This is a genomic window from Kitasatospora sp. NPDC058063, assembly GCF_042885395.1.
In the GTDB taxonomy this organism is placed as follows: domain Bacteria; phylum Actinomycetota; class Actinomycetes; order Streptomycetales; family Streptomycetaceae; genus Kitasatospora; species Kitasatospora lactacystinica.
Map to the genome: position 1 here is coordinate 1 of NZ_JBHVSD010000020.1, position 15,891 is coordinate 15,891.

The 15,891-nt window shown below is 74.7% G+C and carries 15 protein-coding genes and 1 pseudogene; 13 read left to right on the forward strand and 3 right to left on the reverse strand.

Features of this window, described 5'->3' with window-relative positions; translation table 11 throughout:
- Positions 1 to 87: 87 nt before the first annotated feature.
- From ACFVUY_RS29415 to ACFVUY_RS29430, 4 genes are all read left to right on the forward strand, one after another.
- Positions 88 to 765, forward strand: coding sequence for an NAD(P)H-binding protein (locus tag ACFVUY_RS29415; RefSeq protein ID WP_387734965.1), 678 nt, complete (start codon positions 88 to 90; stop codon positions 763 to 765).
- 391 nt (positions 766 to 1,156) lie between these two features.
- Positions 1,157 to 2,065 carry a hypothetical protein gene (locus ACFVUY_RS29420; protein WP_387734968.1) on the forward strand — a complete coding sequence of 303 codons (909 nt, stop codon included), beginning with the start codon at positions 1,157 to 1,159 and terminating at the stop codon, positions 2,063 to 2,065.
- A gap of 154 nt (positions 2,066 to 2,219) precedes the next feature.
- On the forward strand, positions 2,220 to 2,849 hold the full coding sequence (locus tag ACFVUY_RS29425) for an AraC family transcriptional regulator (protein WP_387734971.1): 630 nt from the start codon (positions 2,220 to 2,222) through the stop codon (positions 2,847 to 2,849).
- A 325-nt stretch (positions 2,850 to 3,174) separates the two neighbouring features.
- Positions 3,175 to 4,647, forward strand: coding sequence for a hypothetical protein (locus ACFVUY_RS29430; RefSeq protein WP_387734974.1), 1,473 nt, complete (start codon positions 3,175 to 3,177; stop codon positions 4,645 to 4,647).
- Between the two features lie 48 nt (positions 4,648 to 4,695).
- Here ACFVUY_RS29430 and ACFVUY_RS29435 read toward each other — a convergent pair whose 3' ends face one another.
- The gene (locus tag ACFVUY_RS29435) at positions 4,696 to 5,211 is read right to left on the reverse strand and encodes a hypothetical protein (protein WP_387734977.1); all 516 of its coding nucleotides are present in this window, start codon (positions 5,209 to 5,211) and stop codon (positions 4,696 to 4,698) included.
- A 1,147-nt stretch (positions 5,212 to 6,358) separates the two neighbouring features.
- On the opposite strand from ACFVUY_RS29435, the gene ACFVUY_RS29440 reads away from it, so the two are divergent.
- The 6 genes and pseudogenes from ACFVUY_RS29440 to ACFVUY_RS29465 all read left to right on the forward strand — a co-directional run bounded on the left by ACFVUY_RS29440 (position 6,359) and on the right by ACFVUY_RS29465 (position 11,217).
- Positions 6,359 to 7,642, forward strand: a complete 1,284-nt coding sequence (locus ACFVUY_RS29440; protein WP_387734980.1) for an Ig-like domain repeat protein — start codon at positions 6,359 to 6,361, stop codon at positions 7,640 to 7,642.
- A gap of 341 nt (positions 7,643 to 7,983) precedes the next feature.
- On the forward strand, positions 7,984 to 8,367 hold the full coding sequence (locus tag ACFVUY_RS29445; protein ID WP_387734983.1) for a ferrous iron transport protein A: 384 nt from the start codon (positions 7,984 to 7,986) through the stop codon (positions 8,365 to 8,367).
- Between the two features lie 40 nt (positions 8,368 to 8,407).
- A pseudogene (locus ACFVUY_RS29450) lies at positions 8,408 to 8,863 on the forward strand (MarR family winged helix-turn-helix transcriptional regulator); the annotation flags it as partial.
- 152 nt (positions 8,864 to 9,015) lie between these two features.
- Positions 9,016 to 9,858 (forward strand): ATP-binding cassette domain-containing protein, encoded by an 843-nt coding sequence (locus ACFVUY_RS29455; RefSeq protein WP_387734986.1) that lies wholly within the window; start codon positions 9,016 to 9,018, stop codon positions 9,856 to 9,858.
- Positions 9,818 to 10,684 carry an ABC transporter permease gene (locus ACFVUY_RS29460; RefSeq protein ID WP_387690658.1) on the forward strand — a complete coding sequence of 289 codons (867 nt, stop codon included), beginning with the start codon at positions 9,818 to 9,820 and terminating at the stop codon, positions 10,682 to 10,684. Before ACFVUY_RS29455 ends, ACFVUY_RS29460 begins: the two co-directional genes overlap by 41 nt.
- A gap of 206 nt (positions 10,685 to 10,890) precedes the next feature.
- On the forward strand, positions 10,891 to 11,217 hold the full coding sequence (locus tag ACFVUY_RS29465; protein ID WP_387690656.1) for a hypothetical protein: 327 nt from the start codon (positions 10,891 to 10,893) through the stop codon (positions 11,215 to 11,217).
- A 137-nt stretch (positions 11,218 to 11,354) separates the two neighbouring features.
- Here the strand turns inward: ACFVUY_RS29465 and ACFVUY_RS29470 are convergent, their stop codons facing one another.
- Positions 11,355 to 12,083 carry an SDR family oxidoreductase gene (locus ACFVUY_RS29470; RefSeq protein WP_387734989.1) on the reverse strand — a complete coding sequence of 243 codons (729 nt, stop codon included), beginning with the start codon at positions 12,081 to 12,083 and terminating at the stop codon, positions 11,355 to 11,357.
- Between the two features lie 220 nt (positions 12,084 to 12,303).
- Between ACFVUY_RS29470 and ACFVUY_RS29475 the strand changes: the two genes are divergently transcribed.
- Complete coding sequence (locus tag ACFVUY_RS29475) at positions 12,304 to 12,846, forward strand: HEAT repeat domain-containing protein (RefSeq protein WP_387690653.1); 543 nt, start codon at positions 12,304 to 12,306, stop codon at positions 12,844 to 12,846.
- 45 nt (positions 12,847 to 12,891) lie between these two features.
- Here ACFVUY_RS29475 and ACFVUY_RS29480 read toward each other — a convergent pair whose 3' ends face one another.
- Entirely contained in the window at positions 12,892 to 13,836 is a 945-nt protein-coding gene (locus ACFVUY_RS29480; RefSeq protein WP_387734991.1) for a hypothetical protein, read from the reverse strand.
- A 424-nt stretch (positions 13,837 to 14,260) separates the two neighbouring features.
- On the opposite strand from ACFVUY_RS29480, the gene ACFVUY_RS29485 reads away from it, so the two are divergent.
- Both ACFVUY_RS29485 and ACFVUY_RS29490 read left to right on the forward strand, forming a co-directional pair.
- Positions 14,261 to 14,839, forward strand: coding sequence for an RNA polymerase sigma factor (locus ACFVUY_RS29485; RefSeq protein WP_387734994.1), 579 nt, complete (start codon positions 14,261 to 14,263; stop codon positions 14,837 to 14,839).
- The gene (locus ACFVUY_RS29490; protein ID WP_387734996.1) at positions 14,836 to 15,891 is read left to right on the forward strand and encodes a hypothetical protein; all 1,056 of its coding nucleotides are present in this window, start codon (positions 14,836 to 14,838) and stop codon (positions 15,889 to 15,891) included. The genes ACFVUY_RS29485 and ACFVUY_RS29490 overlap by 4 nt, the downstream gene beginning before the upstream one ends.

Genomic DNA, 15,891 nt, shown 5'->3' on the forward strand with positions numbered 1-15,891 from the left:
GCCCCCCCGCCCCCCCCCCCCGCCCCGAAGGCCCCCGCCCCGCGCGCCGGTGCCGTCCGGGCGGTGGCGGGCCCGTAAGGTGCCCGCATGTCCGTCGTCATCGCAGGCGGCCACGGCAGGGTCGCACTCCTGACCACCCGTCTGCTCACCGGCCGGGGCCTGCGGGTGTCCGGGATCATCCGGCGCCCCGAACAGGGCGCCGACCTCCGCGCCGCCGGCGCCCGACCACTCGTCGCCGACCTCGCCACCGCCACCCCCGAACAGCTCGCCGACCTGCTCACCGGCGCACACGCGGTGCTCTACGCCGCCGGCGCGGGCCTGGGCGACGCCCCCGGACAGGCCAACCCCGTCGACCACGACGCCGTCCTCGCCCTCGCCGACGCCGCCCACCACGCCGGGACACGCCGCTTCGTCCTCCTGTCGGCCATGGGCTCCGACCCGGCCGCGCACCACCCGGCCGACCCCCTCGTGGAGACCTTCCTGCGCGCCAAGGGCCGCGCCGACCAGGCCCTGCTCTCCCACCCGGACCTCGACAGCACCGTGCTCCGCCCCGCCTGGTTCCGCGACGGACCCGGCACCGGCCTGGTCCACCTCGCCGCACACACCGGCCCCGGCGAGATCGACCGCCCCGACGCCGCCGCCGTCCTCGCCCACCTGCTCACCGTCCCCGCCACCACCCCGCGCCTGCTGGAACTCGTCTCCGGCCCCACCCCCGTCCACCAGGCCGTCGCCCACGTCGCCGCACGCTCCCTCACCGCCCACTGACCCCGCCCCGCCCCTCCGGCCCGTACCCGGCGAGCGCAACGCGGTCCCGCCCGCCGCCGGGCCCGCCCCTCCGGCCCGTACCGGCCCGGCCTGGAGCAAGTCCGCGGCGCCCACTCCCTGTTCGCCCCGTCGGCCCGTGACATCACCCCTGGCGCCTTCCGGACCGCCCCCGCGGGGAGCCCGCCCGCTCCGCCGCGACGACCCCGCCCTGTCTGCCGCCGCCGACCCGCACGCCGGCCACGGCGTCCACGGCACCTGAGGCCGGGCGGCCTGCCGACCGGCTCCCGGGGGTGCAGCGCCCGGCAGGTCCCACGGCCCGTGCCGGGCCCGGGACTTGCCGCCCGGCCCGGGCGCGCCCACACTGGGCTGACCTGTGGGGGGAGGGGGCGTCATGTGGGTGGTCCTGGTCCTTCTGGTGGGGACGGGGGCGGCGCTGGCCGCGGCCGGGGTGCGCTGCCGCCGCGCGCTGAACGAGCTGACCCGGGCCGAACGGCTCGCGGCGGGCCGGGACTTCGACCTCGGCCAGGAGGAACTCGCCTGCCTGGCCGGGAACCTGGCGGAGCTGACACTCGCGGAGATGTACGCCGGGGGCCGGATCGTCGCCTCCCGCTCCGGTGACGTCACACTGACCACGGCAGCCACGACCGGGGACGGGGGCGGGGACGGGTTCGAGGCGGTGGCCGTGCGCTCGCTGAGGTTCACCCGCACCGGCGACATCGGGAAGCTGATCGCGTCGGTGGACTGGTCGCCGGAAGCGAATGCGCTGCGCAAGCAGCTGGCGGCCTCGGGGCTGATCGACGACAAGGAACTGGTCGAGCGGGTGCGCAAGGCCTACGGGTGGATGCCCGTGGTGCTGTTCGCGGTGGCCGCGGCGGGCGTGGCCGCCCTGGTGTGGACACTCACGCGGGACGGGAACCGGCTCGTGCCGCCGGCGGGTTTCGTCGCCCTGTTCGCGGCCGCCCTGTGGGTCAACCACCGGGTACGGCCGCCCGTGCGCCCGCTGCGCCCTCTGACCGCGCTCGGCTCCCGCGTGCTCGCCGACGCCCGGACGGCCGAGCGCCGCGGGCAGGGGCCGGCGACGGTGGCCCTGGGCGGGCTGTCGGCCCTGCCCGTCGACCACGACCTGCGGATCTGCCGGGAGGCGGCCCGCGCCCGCTCGAACGCCCTCGCCCGGGCCGTGGCCGCGAGGAGCACCACCTCCTCCTCCCACAGCGGCGGCAGCGGCGGCGTGGGCCTGGGCGGCTGCGGCGGCGCGTCCTGCGGGGGAGGCTGCGGAGGGGGCTGCGGCGGCGGCCTCTGACCGGGGACGCGCCCCGCCGCCCGGGACGCGTCCCGGTTCGCGGCACGTCGTGGACACCGGCGCGGACACCGGCCCGGACACCGGTGCGTACGCCCGGCCGGCCGTGGAATCCTGGGGCAGCCGGACATCCGATGCCGCACAAGGGAGTGGTGTGATGGTGCAGGTCGCCGTGGTCACCTTCGACGGGTTCAACGAGCTCGACAGTTTCATCGCCTCCGCACTGATCAACCGCTGCCGCAAGGACGGCCTGGAGGCCTTCATCACGACGCCCACCCCGCGGGTCACCTCGATGAACGGTGTCGAGGTCGCCGGGCAGCGCCCGATCGGGTTCGTCGCCGAGGCCGACGTCGTGCTGATCGGCAGCGGGGTGCGGACCCGTGACGTGGTCGCCGATGCCCCGCTGCTCGCCCGGCTGCCGCTCGACCCCGCGCGGCAGCTGATCGGCTCCCAGTGCTCCGGCGCGCTGGTGCTGGCCCATCTCGGCCTGCTGGGCACCATGCCGGCCTGCACGGACCTGACGAGCCGCCCGTTCGTCGAGGCCCGCGGCGTCACCGTGCTGGACGCGCCCTTCCACGCGGAGGGCAACATCGCCACGGCGGGCGGCTGCCTGGCCTCCCAGTACCTCGCCACCTGGGTGATTACCCGCACCCTCGGCGAGGACGCCGCCCGCGCCGTCCTCGACTACGTGGCCCCGGTGGGCGAGAGCCGGGAGAGCATCGAACGCGCCCTGCGCGCCGTCAGCGCCGCAGGCGCCGCCCCCGCCCCCGCCCCGGCCGGGTACTGACCGGGGCGGGAGCTCACGGCCGCGGGAGGCCATCGGGGACGCGGCCAGTCACCAGGGCTTGCCGTCGACGGCGAATGGGATCACCCGGAACACCGTCCCCGTCGGGAACGGGCGGCCGTCCTCCTTCGCCCGGAGCATGTTCCGCTTCCCCGGCCCGGTCTCGGAGACGAACGTCCCGCCCGGCAGGACGGGGACTGTCGAACCGGCGGGCGTGAGCGCCCCGGTGCCGTCAGGGAGCCGCCGCACCCGGGGCTGAGCGGGCCGGGCCGGTGTGCGGGCGGGGCCCGGCGGCTGCGCACCGCAGAGCCCCTGACATCCTGGCCGGATGGACACCGACGCCCCGACCCCGGTCCACCTCGACCACGTGCTGGACGGGCTGGCCGTGAACCCCGCCCTGCCCGCCGCGATGGTCCGGCGGCTGTTCGCCCGGCGGCACGGATTCGGGGAGGTGGCCGGTCGTGCGGACCTCACCGAGGACATGATCGAGGAGATCGTCGCGACCGACGACCACTGGCTCCTGCACAGTCTGGCCCTCAACGACCGGCTGCCGCACCGCTTCCGCCTGCGCCTGGCCGCCCATCCGGACGAGGGGGTGCGGGCCGCGCTCGCCGTCCGTGCCGCGAGCGCACCGCGGCGGATGCTGGAGCAGCTCGTCGACGATCCGGAGCCGAAGGTCCGCGAACACCTGGCCCAGGGGGACGGCACCCCGCCCGACCTGAGGGCCCGTCTCGCCGCCGACCCCGACCCGGCGGTCCGCGCCGCGCTGGCCAAGCACTGGACGCAGGCCCCGGAGGCGGTGCGCCGGATCCTGCTCACCGACCCCGAGCCGGAGGTCCGCGCCGCCGCCTGCTCCACCTGCTTCGCGCGCCTGCCGCATCCGGTACCGCCGGCGGACCTGCTGCCGGCGCTGCTGGCGGACCCGGTGACCCGGGCGGGCGCGGTGGTCCACGCCGTCCTCGACGCGGACACCGCCCGGCGGCTCGCCGAGGACCCGGACGCCGGCGTGCGCGCCGAACTCGCCCGGCATCCCGACCTGCCGTCGGCGCTGCGCGAGGCCCTGGCCGTCGATCCGGCCCTGAGCGTGCGGGTGAAGGTCTTCGCCCGTCCGGACACGCCGGAGCACGAGCGGGCACGGATCCACACCTCGGTCCACGAGGCGTCGCGGTCGACGGCCGAGCCGGGCCCCGACGCCGACGACGAGGCCTTCCTGCGCTGGTACGAGAACTCCTTCGCGCCCACGGAACTACGGATCCTGCGCCTGGACTGGGTGACGGCCGACCCGCTGCCGCACCTCGACTCGCCCTACGTCTGCTTCCGGGCCTCGGCTGCCGCCGCCAAGGACCTGCCCGCCGAGGCGGTGGCCCGACTGCTCGGCGACGAGGAGGAGTTGGTCCGCCTCACCATGGCGCACTGCGCCCCGCACCTGGTCGACCCGGCGACCGCCGAGGACATCGAGCGCCGCTACAGCCGACGCGACAAGTTCACGTTCTGGTGGGACGGGGCGCAGGTCCTGCCGTTTCCCCCGCAGACCCTGCGCCGTTTCGCCACCGACCCCCAGCCCCGGCTGCGCTCCCTGGCGCCCCGCGATCCGGACCTGCCCGCGGGACTCGCCGGGCGGCTGGCCGACGACCCCGAGGAGCGTGTGCGCCGGGCCGTCGCCGCCCACCGCAACCTTCCGCTCCCGTCCCTGCTGCGGCTGCTCGCCGACCCTTCCGAACACGTCGCGCGGGCCGCCGCCGCGTCGCCGTTCCTTCCCGTCGAGCACATGGAGCGGCTGCTGACCGGGGCGGGCCTGTAGCCGTCGCGGGCCCGCCGTCAGGCCCTCGGGCCCCGAGTCCCCGTCCCCTCAGGGCCTTCGGTTCGCCGGCCCGGCCTCGACCCGTTGCGGCACGCGCAGCGGCGCGAGGAACTTCTCGTTGAGGACCAGCAGCCACGCCAGCGCGATGATGCCGACGATCGGGAGCCCGAGCAGCAGCAGGAGGAAGAGGATCGGGTGCTCGTGGCTGAACGCGTCGGCGTTGAGCCCGAAGAGCGTCACGGGACCGGCGACGACCAGCGGCACCACCAGCCAGCAGAACAGGTAGGTGCGGATCACCTCGCTCGCGCGCAGCTCGGCCTCGCCGAGGAACACGTACTCGGTGGTGGTCGTCGAGCCGCCTCGTCCGGGGACGTCGACCGTCTCGCCCTCCTTGACGTAGTAGCGGCCCAGCGGCCGGATCGGCAGCATCAGGACGGTGAACCAGCGGGTGGCGAAGCACGCGCCCTGGGCGTCCACGCGGGTCTTGCCCAGCATCGTGCGCCCGAATCCGTTGACCGTGCCCAGCCGTGGTGCCGCGCGCAGCGGCCTGACCTTGTCCGGCATCCGCCCCCCTCGTCTCCTCCCGGTGACAACTCTTGACCCCAGCATGCCAGTCGCCTGCGACACCGTGCCGGGCCGGGGGCGTAGAACCCCGGCCCGGGCAGGTCACTGAAGGAACCTCAACCACTCGTCGGCCGGGCCGACTTCCCACGGGAGGCGTCCGCGCGCGGCGGTGCGGGAGACGGGGGTTCGTCCGCGCGTCGCCGCCCGGAGGCGGGCGGCGACGCGCAAGTGCCCTCAGGGGGCCTGCCTTGTTCGTGGGTCGGTCGGGCGGTGGAGCAGGAAGTCGACGGGGCCGACTTCTCATGCGAGGCGTTCGGGGGCGGTGAGGTGCCGGCCGTCATGGGAGCGGATGCGCGTGAGGCCGGGGCGCAGGGCATCGAGGACGCGGACGGCATAGACCTCGGCCATGCGGTCGGTGACCTCGTCGGGGAGTCGTGGCCGACGGTTCGGGCCAAGTGCGGTGTGACCAGGGCGTGTTCGTCGAATCGGAAGACGGACAGGCCGATGTGGTTCGGGCCGTCCTCCGGGGCGCTGAAGTGGGCCTCGACGCCCTGGGTGCCGGAGAGCTTGGACAGGTGCTCCAGCGTGACCCGGATCCGGGTGGACACGGTGAGGGTCACGTCCTCGATCTGCTCATGCCGGCGCGTCGTCTCGGGTGGCAGCCGGTGCGGGTCCGGGACAGGATCGCGTTCACGATCTCCCGCATGTCGTGGCGGCCCTGGTGTCCGCCGGCCGACGGGTGCTGTCCCTTCCACGCCGTGACGACCGGCCGGATCGGCTCCCGCGCCTCGTCCGGCAGGTCGCTCGGGCAGGGTCTGCGCTCACCCGTGCCCACGGCGGACCGCATCCCCGCCGAACGTCAACCCCTTGGCTTCATAGGTGAGTCGCGAGAGCGTCTGTCGCTCCGGGACGAGAGCACCCGGTGCTCCGGTCGGGCGGGATCGCCGAGTTTTGAGAGCACTCGAGTGCTTGCTTCGAGACCATGATCGTGCTCTCGGAGTCGGGTGGGCCGAAAGCCGGGCCCGGGACCCACTGGTGTGAACCGACGGTGTGTCAGGCCGAATGCGGACCGCGGCCCTGGCCGGGTGATCCACAGTGGAAGGAAATCCTCCGCCGAGAGGCCCTCTGCCGTCTTCTGGAGTGGATCGTGACGTTCTCACTGTCGGATGCTGCCCGCCGGTCAGGTCCTGGTGCCGGGCATCGTGCCGGTTCGGCCGCCCGGGGCCGGGCGCTGGCCGTCGCGGCCGGCGTGTTCTGTGCCGCCGGTATCACCCCGGTGTCGCTGTCCGGGACCGCCCACGCGCAGGGCACCTGTACGGTCTCGGGCCCCACCACCACCTGTACGTTCGCCTTCACCGGCACCGAGCAGACCTTCACCGTCCCCACCGGCGTCACCCAGGTCGACGTCACCGCGACCGGCGGGGCCGGCGGCGTGGAGGACAACGGCGTCGGCGGCGGCCGGGGCGCCCAGGTGACCGGCACCCTCACCGGGCTGTCCGGCGGGCAGACCCTCTACGTCGAAGTCGGCGGCACCGCCACCGGCGGCGCCCAGTGCGCCGGTAGCGCGCAGTGCACCGGCGGCTTCAACGGCGGCGGCAGCACCCACTTCGGCGGAGGCGGCGGCGGCGCCTCCGACGTCCGCACCCAACCCGGCACCACGCCCCTCACCACCACCGACTCCCGCCTCATCGTGGCCGCGGGCGGCGGCGGAGCCGGCTGGGCCGGCCAGTGCACCGGAAGCCCGGGCGGAGACGCCGGCCAGCCGGGTACGGACGCGACCTGCAACGGAGGACACGGCGGCGGGGCGGGGACGTCCACCCAGGGCGGGGCCGGCGGCACCGGCGGCGGCGGGGTGTTCGGCGGTGGGCCCGGCACGCTCGGGGCCGGCGGCACCGGAGGCGGCCCGGGCGCCTCCCTGACCGGCGGTGCCGGCGGCGGCGGCTACTACGGCGGAGGCGGCGGCGGCAACATCAACCCCTTCATCAGTCCGAGCGGCGGCGGGGGTGGCGGAGGCGGCGGCTCGTCCCTGGTCCCCGCCGGCGGCACCGGCCCCACCGTCACCAGCTCCGCCCCGGGCATCACCATCAGCTACACCACTCCGGGCAAGCCGGTGAACACGCGCCTGATCGCGTTGCCCCAGCAGGTCCGGCTCGGGCGGCCGGTAGTGCTCGACGATCTGGTCTGCCCGGCCGGTACGGGCGCCACGACCCCGCCCACCGGCACCGTGACGTTCACCGACACCACGACCGGCACGACCCTGGGCACGGCACGCCTGATCCTCGATCTCCGAAACTGCGCCGCCGCGGGGCGCGTCGTCTTCTTCCGGACCGCCGGTGCGCACGTCATCACGGCCGTCTACAGCGGCGACTCGGTCTACCAGGGCAACAGCGACAACCCCGAAACCCTCACGGTGACGGTGACCCCGAGCTGATGACGCCGCAGCACAACCATTAGGCACTCCCTACGGGCCCCTGCCGAACCACCCACCCGGCGGGGGCCCACACGTCCCGACCCACCGACACGCCCTCCCCGGGTGCTCTCGGTTCCCACCGACATCTCCCGGCATCTCGACCAAGAACCCTGAGAAATCGACATCCCCGGGCAGGACCCCCGGCTGCTGGCCAAGCCCCCCGTCTGCCGGCTCGGCCGCCTCGTCCTGGTCCGCAACCAGCGCGGCGACGTCCTGCCGGTCGACCCGGACTGCATGGACGGCATGAGAACTCACCGATTAACCGGTGGCTTTTCCGGCGCCCGTGCGTGGAAGCTGAGCGCATGAGCGTCGACCCGTCCTCCGACACCGCACACACCCGGGACCAGGACCGGGACCAGGACCATGACCGGGACCGGGCGGCCGTCGAACGGATCCTGGGCCGCCCCCTGAACCGCGACTGGCCCGCAGGTGCACTGCCCCCGGGCACCCGGGTCACCGTGGTCCGCGACCCGCAGTGGGACGGGCCGTGGCAGGTGGAGTTCACGGGCACCATCGACCCGATGGGGGCGCCGGAGCCCGCCGGCAACCAGCGGGCCGAGGACGGCGAACTGGCCTACTGGGTCGTCTTCGACGCACCGCAGTACGACAGTGCCGGCGACGGCCCGTACCGCAAGGCCCAGATCTGGGCCCGCCACCTGCGCAGCGCACCGGAAACGGGCGCGTGACCCTCGACGGATAGCTCTCACTGAGAGCTAAAATGAGGGTATGACCGCGACAGAGCCGCAGACGCTCGACGTCGCGCCGGCGGACGAGTTCTCCACCCTCCTCGTCGGCATCCAGCGACTGGTCCGCCGCCGCCTGCGGCAGACGATGGACGAACCCCGCCTGCGCGGCGCCCAGGTCGAACTGCTGCGCCTGGTGACGGAAACCCCCGGACTGCGCGTCTCCGAGGCCGCCGAGGAACTGTGCCTGGCCGGCAACTCGGTGTCCACCCTCGTCAACCAGCTCGTCGCCCTCGGCCTGCTGCGCCGCGAGACCGACCCCGCCGACCGCCGGGCCGCCCTCCTGCACGCCACCCCCGAGGCCGTCGAGCGGATCGAGGCCTGGCGCCGGCGCCGCCGCGCGCTGATGGAGGACGTCGTCGCCGGCCTGCCCGCCGACCGGCGCGAGGCCCTGGCCGCCGCCCTGCCCGCCCTGCGGCAGGTCGCCGAAGGCCTGCGCACCCTGCCCGCAGGACCCGCTACGCCCGCAGGACCCGCTACGCCCGCAGGACCCGCTACGCCCGCAGGACCCGCTACGCCCGCAGGACCCACCGGATCCGCTGCGCCCGCTGCACCTGCAGCACCCGGAGGAGCCTGCGGGGAGGAGGAGCCATGAGCACCGAGGACGCGGTGGTGTGCCAGGGCCTGGAGTACGTCTTCCGCCACGGCCGCGGCAGGACCACCCGGGCCGTCGACCGGATCGACCTGACCGTGCGCACCGGCGAGGTGTTCGGCCTGCTCGGCCCCAACGGCGCCGGCAAGACCACCACCATCCGCGCGATCACCACCCTGCTGCCCGTCGGCGCCGGCATGGTCCGCGTCTTCGGCCACGACGCCACCCGCCACCCCATGCAGGTGCGCCGCCTGCTCGGCTACGTCCCCCAGCAGCTGTCCGCCGACGCCGGGCTGACCGGACGCGAGAACGTCGCCCTGTTCGCCCGCGTCTTCGACGTCCCGCGCGCCGAACGCGCCCGCCGCGTCGCCCAGGCGCTGGCCGCCGTCGACCTCACCGAGGCCGCCGAGCGGATGGCCGCCACCTACTCCGGCGGCATGGTGCGCCGCCTCGAACTCGCCCAGGCCCTGGTCAGCGCCCCGCGCCTGCTCGTCCTGGACGAACCCACCATCGGCCTGGACCCGATCGCCCGCACCGGCGTGTGGGAACGCGTGGACGCCGTACGCGCCGCCACCGGCATGACCGTCCTGGTCACCACCCACTACATGGACGAGGCCGACCGCCACTGCGACCGCATCGCCCTCATGGACCGCGGCCGCATCCGCGCGCTCGGCACCCCCGCCGAGCTCAAGGAGCAGGTCCACCGGGCCGACCCGGCCCGGCCCGCCCCCACCCTCGACGACGTCTTCCGCCACTTCGCCGGCCGGCAACTGGCCGACGCGACCGAAGGAGACTTCAGCGATGTCCGCCGAACCCGCCGCACCGCGGGCCGCGTCGGCTGAATCCGCCGGCGCCGCCGACCCCGACCTGTCCCTGCTGCTGGTGCCCCCGCGCGCCCGCACCGGCTGGCGCCTGGTGCCCGCCCGCATCGGCGCGATGTGCGCCGTCGAACTGCAGAAGCTGCGCCACGACCGCACCGAGCTGTACACCCGGGCGGTCCAGCCGGCGCTGTGGCTGCTGATCTTCGGCCAGACCTTCACCCGCCTCAAGGCGATCCCCACCGGCGGCATCCCGTACCTGGACTTCCTCGCGCCCGGCATCATCGCCCAGTCCGCGATGTTCATCGCGATCTTCTACGGCATCATGATCATCTGGGAGCGGGACTCCGGAGTCCTCACCAAACTGCTGGTCACCCCGACCCCGCGCGCCGCCCTGGTCACCGGCAAGGCCTTCGCCGCCGGGGTGAAGGCCGTCCTGCAGGCCGCGGTGGTGGTGCTGATCGCCGCCGCCCTCGGCGTCGCCATGACCTGGAACCCGCTGCGGCTGCTCGGCGTCGTCGCCGCCGTCCTGCTCGGCTCGGCGTTCTTCTCCTGCCTGTCGATGGCCATCGCCGGGATCGTGCTCACCCGCGACCGCCTGATGGGCATCGGCCAGGCCATCACCATGCCGCTGTTCTTCGCCTCCAACGCCCTCTACCCGATCGCCCTGATGCCCGGCTGGCTCCAGGCCGTCAGCAAGGCCAACCCGCTCAGCTACCAGGTCGACGCGCTGCGCGGCCTGCTCATCGGCACCCCCTCCCACCTGCCCCTGGACTTCGCCGTCCTCGCCTTCGCCACCCTCCTCGGCATCGCCGCCTCCTCCGCCCTCCTCGGGCGCCTCGCACGCTAGGAGGGCAGGAGGGCAGGAGGGCAGGAGAGCAGGAGGCAGGAGGGAACGGACCCCGGACCTGACGGCGTCCCGGGCCACGGCACCGGGAAACCCGGTGACAAGCGCGCGCCGCACCGGGAGACTTCCTCCCGACAGGCCGACAGGCCGACAGAGCGGCAGAGCGGCAGACGGACGGGCCGCCGGGCCGAACACCGGGAGGCAGCACCGTGGCACTGGCCAGGAAGGGCGCGCGCCGCATCGTCGTCGACGGCACGGCGTACCGCTGGCGCGTCACCAAGCAGCACTGGTGCTGCGACTACGAGGGCAGCACCCTGGGCTACGCGGTGGAGGACGCCGCCCACCCCGCGACGACGCTCGTCGTGGACACCGGCCGACCCACCCGGCACACCCCGGACGCGGTGCCCGCCCACGTGGTCATGCCGCGGGAGGTCGCCGCGGGCATCCGGACCGCGCGCACCGAGGGCTGGACGCCCACCGCCGACGGATCGCCCTTCAGACTGCGCCTGTCCGCCGCCGGACCACCGGCCGCCTGACGGGGCCGGTGGTCCGGCCTGCCGCGCACGCCGCGTCGCCGGGACCGTCGCCACGTCCACGTCCACGTCCACGTCCACGTCCGCGTCCGTGCCCGTGCTGGTGCGGCCCCCAGGAGTGCGGGGCCCGGGCGCGTGGGTCAGGAGAGCCAGTCGGCGTAGCGGGTGGGGGCCAGGCGGGCGCTGGGGTCGGTCAGGACGTCCCCCTTGACGACGGCGAACATGCCGGCGGTGGGGTCGGTGACGACGGTACGGCTGTCGCCCTTGCGGGACAGGGTGATGCGTCCCAGCTCGTCCAGGGGGAAGATCTCGGGGCCCGCGACGTTGCGGATGCCGCCCAGCGGGGCGCCCGCCGCGACCTCCGCCACCGCACGGGCCACGTCCGCGGAGGCGATCGGCTGGACCGGCGTGGCGGGCAACCGGACGGTGTCGCCGTCGGCGGTCCAGGACAGGACGGCGTCCACGAAGTCCATGAACTGCGTCGCCCGGACGATCGAGTAGGGGATCGGCCCGGCCGTGAGGATGTCCTCCTGGAGCACCTTGGCGCGGTAGTAGGCCAGCTCCGGCACCTGGTCCACGCCGACGATCGAGAGGATGACGAAGTGGCCGACGCCACCGTCGCGGGCCGCGGCCAGAAGGTTCTCCATCGAGGTCCGGAAGAAGTCGAGGGAGGCCTCGTCGAAGGTCGGGGAGTTCGTCAGATTGACGACGACGTCGGCCCCCGCCACCGCCTCGGTCAGGCCCCGGCCGCTGATGACGTCGGCTCCGGTGGACTTGGAGTGCGGTACCGCCTCGTGCCCGGCGGCGTTCAGATCTTCGACGACCTGCGAGCCGATCAGCCCGGTACCGCCGATGACCGCGAACCTCATGACATGCCTTCCGTCGGGACCATGTCCGCAATATGGCATATGAACCCCGTGCGGGCCTGGCGTGCGCCCACCCGGGCGGGCCGTTCGCCGCGGTCGCGGGAACCGGTCGGGAACCGGTCGGGGAACGGCGGCGGCGCCGGCCTGCGGTGGCGGCGGGCGGCTGTGGCGGCGCGGTGAAATCCCTTTGCCCGGTGCCGCTTTGCGGCCCGACACTGGGCGCATGCTCGGATTCGTCAGCACCGACAACGAAGCCCTCGTCTCCTGCCTGGGCGACCCCCAGCGCACGGTGGCCGCCTACCGGGAACTGCTGCGCCGCGGGCAGGACGCGCTCGGGGCCGTGCGGGCGGGCCTGTCCCACGAGAACGCGGCCGTGCGGGAGGGCTGCTGCCGGCTGCTGGACCACCTGGTCGACACCGAGTCCATGGACCAGCTCGTCGCCATGGCCGACGACCCGGACGCCCGGGTGAGGACCGCCGCCTTCCACGCCCTGGCCTGCGACCGGTGCAAGGGCGACACGTGCGCACCGGGCGCGGACCGGGTCCTCGAACCCGGGCTGCGCCACCTGGCCCACGATCCCGATCCGGGCGTGCGGGCCATGGCCGCCGAGCTCGTCGGCCGCTTCGCCCGTACCGAGCCCCGGGCCGTGGCCGCCCTGCGGGCCTCCCACGACCGGGACCCGAGCCCGGCGGTCCGCAAGAAGGCGGGCTGGTACATCCCCGGCGGCGCGATCTACGAACGCGCCGCCGCCCGTACGGCCCGGTGAACGGGCCCGGCAGCGGGCCGGGTCAGGACGCCGGTCGGGCGCCGGTCAGGCGTCGGTGTGGCGCACGGGGTGGCCGTCGGGGCCGGTGGTGAGCCAGGAGCCGTCGCCGAGCGGGTGGATGTCGTACGGGTCCGTGGTGCGGGCGTCGAACTCGCCGTGGACGCGGCCGGTGCGGGCGTCGAGGCGGTAGTGGCGGAACCAGTCCTCCTCGTCCTCGTCCTGGCCGACGAGGGTGGCGACGACGGTGTCGGCGCTCAGGTGGCCGCCGCTCCATTCCAGGAAGACCGTGTCCGGGTCGTGCCCGAAGTCGGCGGCGGTGCGGGTGAACAGCACGTCGCCGCCGGGGAAGGCGTGGACGGCGAGGTCGTTCTGGGCGTGGTCGACGGTCAGGAACCGGTGGCCGTCGGGTGACAGGTCGATGAGGCACCGGTCGTCCCAGGGGTAGCGGACGAGTTCGATCCGGCCGCCGGTCAGCGACGCGCGGTGGATCACGGTGCCGTCCTGCCCCTCGCCGACGTTGAGGAGGACCTGGCCGCTCGCCGGGTGCGCCCGCTGCACGGCGCCGTGCCCGACCGTCTCCAGGTCGGCCCGGGCGAGGACGGTCCCGGTCGCGGCGTCCATGGCGACCCACTGGTCCGGGCGGCCGCGGCCGGCCATGGCGTCGGGCCGGTAGACCCACAGCACCCGCCCGTCCGGGGACAGTTCGCAGCCGGGCCGGTGGCCGAAGACCTCGTCCGCCTCCGGCTCGAACCGCGAGCGCCACAGCTGCGTGCCGTCCGCCCCCACGCAGACGGCCGCGTCCGGCGTGGTGTAGTGGGCGCGGCCCAGGTCGGCGGCGACGGCGTGGCCGACGACCTCGTCCCCCGGCAGGGGCCGGAAGGCCGCCACGGGGGACAACGCGCCCACGGCGCCGGCGTGCGGGGCATAGGCGTGGACGAGCCCGTCGACGAGCCGCGTGGCGGGCCGGACGGCACGGGGGGAGGAGACCATCCCCGGAGGCTACCCAACCCCTGCCGCCGCCCCGCGCGGGGAGGGGCCTGCCGGTGGCCGTCCCCTCCCGGACGAGGCGTGCGGGGATTTCCGGCGGCCGGTTCACGCGGATGTACCGTGCGGCCTCTTACCCACGAGAGGTTCGCACAGGAGCGGACCGCTGAGAGGGAGGGCGCACGGATGGATCCGCTGACGGCCGCAGCCTTGGCGGCGGTATCGGGCGCGGGGGTGCGCATCACCGCGGTGGTGTGCCGGCACCTGCGACTGCGGTGGCGATCGCACGAGGAGTGCGCGCGCGGGAGGGTCATCGAGGCGCTTGCCCGGGTCCTGCCCGAGGGAGGCCGTTTTCGGGAGGTGCGCGGCGACGGGAGCTCGGTGACGCTGACGGTCCCGCGGCAGCCCGTTCGGCGGGGGTACGGGACGGGTGAGTGACAACGATGCGTACGACGCCGGTGTGTCCCGGCCCCTGCTCACTCCGCAGGGGCCGGAGGCTCTGCTGGCCGCCGACCGGCACTCGACGCGGGAGGACTTCGCGGAGTTCTACCGGCGTTTCACGCCGACGCTGGTCGGCTTCCTGATGTGGCAGGGCGCGCCGACGCGGCTGGCGGCGGATCTGGCCCAGGAGACGATGATCAAGGCTTTCCAGGGGTGGCGGCAGATCCGGTCGCCGGAGTCGTGGGCGCGCAAGGTCGCCTCCCGGGAACTGGTGCGGCACTTCAGCCGGGTCGAGGAGGACCCGGTCGAGCAGGTCCCCGAGACGACGGGTCTGATCCGGCGCTGTCCGGCCGAGTTGGCGGAGTGGGAGAGCCGGCACGAACTCGAGGAGCTGCTGGGTGGCCTTCCGCCCCGCCAGCGGCAGGTCCTGGCCTGGAGCGTGTCCGGCTACAGCCCGTCGGAGATCGCCGAGGAACTGGGGATCGAACCCGCCGCGGTGCGCGCCAATCTGATGAAGGCCCGCCGGGCGGTCGCCCTACGGATGAGGGACCGAGAGGAGGGGGCATGACCGGCAGGTCGGGGCCCGTGGCGGACGGCGGGGCGGTCAACCCGGACGACGAGGCGGTCAACCCGGGGATCACCGCGCGGCTGACGAGTCTCGTCAACGGCCTCGCCGGGTTGCTGGACCTGGAGACCGGTCTGGGGGAGGTCATGGTCCACGCCCGCCACGTCGCCCTGGTCGGGGAACTCGGCACCGTGATCGACCTGGAGACCGGTCTGGCCGAGGTCCTCCGCGAGAACCCGCGCAGGGGCGAGGCGCACGCCCGAGCCGACGGCACCGTGCGGGGACCGGGGCGCCGGGAACTCGACGGGGTCGTGCAGGCACTGGATCCCCAGGTCCGACTAGCCCTGCGCCGACACCCGGTCATCGTGGCCAGCATCCGGGGCGGACTCGTGTCGCGGGCGGTGGACCTGGCCCTGCAGGTCGACCGTGACCTCGCACGCGCCCTGGTCCTCGCGCACGCGCTCGCCCGCACCGTCGCCGACGACCTCGGTCATCTGATCGCGCTTCCACGTGATGTCACCCTGGCCCGCGAGCTGTACCTCGCGGTCGACTTCGCCCTGCACCACGCCCACGACGTCCCCCGGGCACTGACCCGGGCGCGTGTCCTGGCCCACGACCTGGCGCACGATCTGGCGCACGATCTGGCGCGGGACCTCGCCCACCACCGCGCCCAGGACCTCGCGCACGCTCTCGCCCGGGATCTCGCCCGAGCCCTCGCCCGAGACCTCGACCGTGCTCCCGTGCGGGAGCTCGTGCGCGCTCTGGCGCGGGACCTCGATCACGCGGCGGGACCGCTGCTCGGCCTGCCGGGCTGCGGTGCGCTCGGCGCCCTGCTGCTGGACGGTCCGCTCGACGACTTCACCCGGGCCGACCTCAGCGACGTGGACCTGACCCGCGTCGATCTGGCCGGCATGCGCTGGTCCGTGCAGGGCACCCGGTGGCCGTCGGCGACCGATGCCGAGCAGCTCAAGAGCGGGTCACGGGAGAGCCCGCCGGGCTCCGGCGTCTATGTGATCCGGCCGGGGACGTCGACGACGGACTTCACCAGGGTGTGA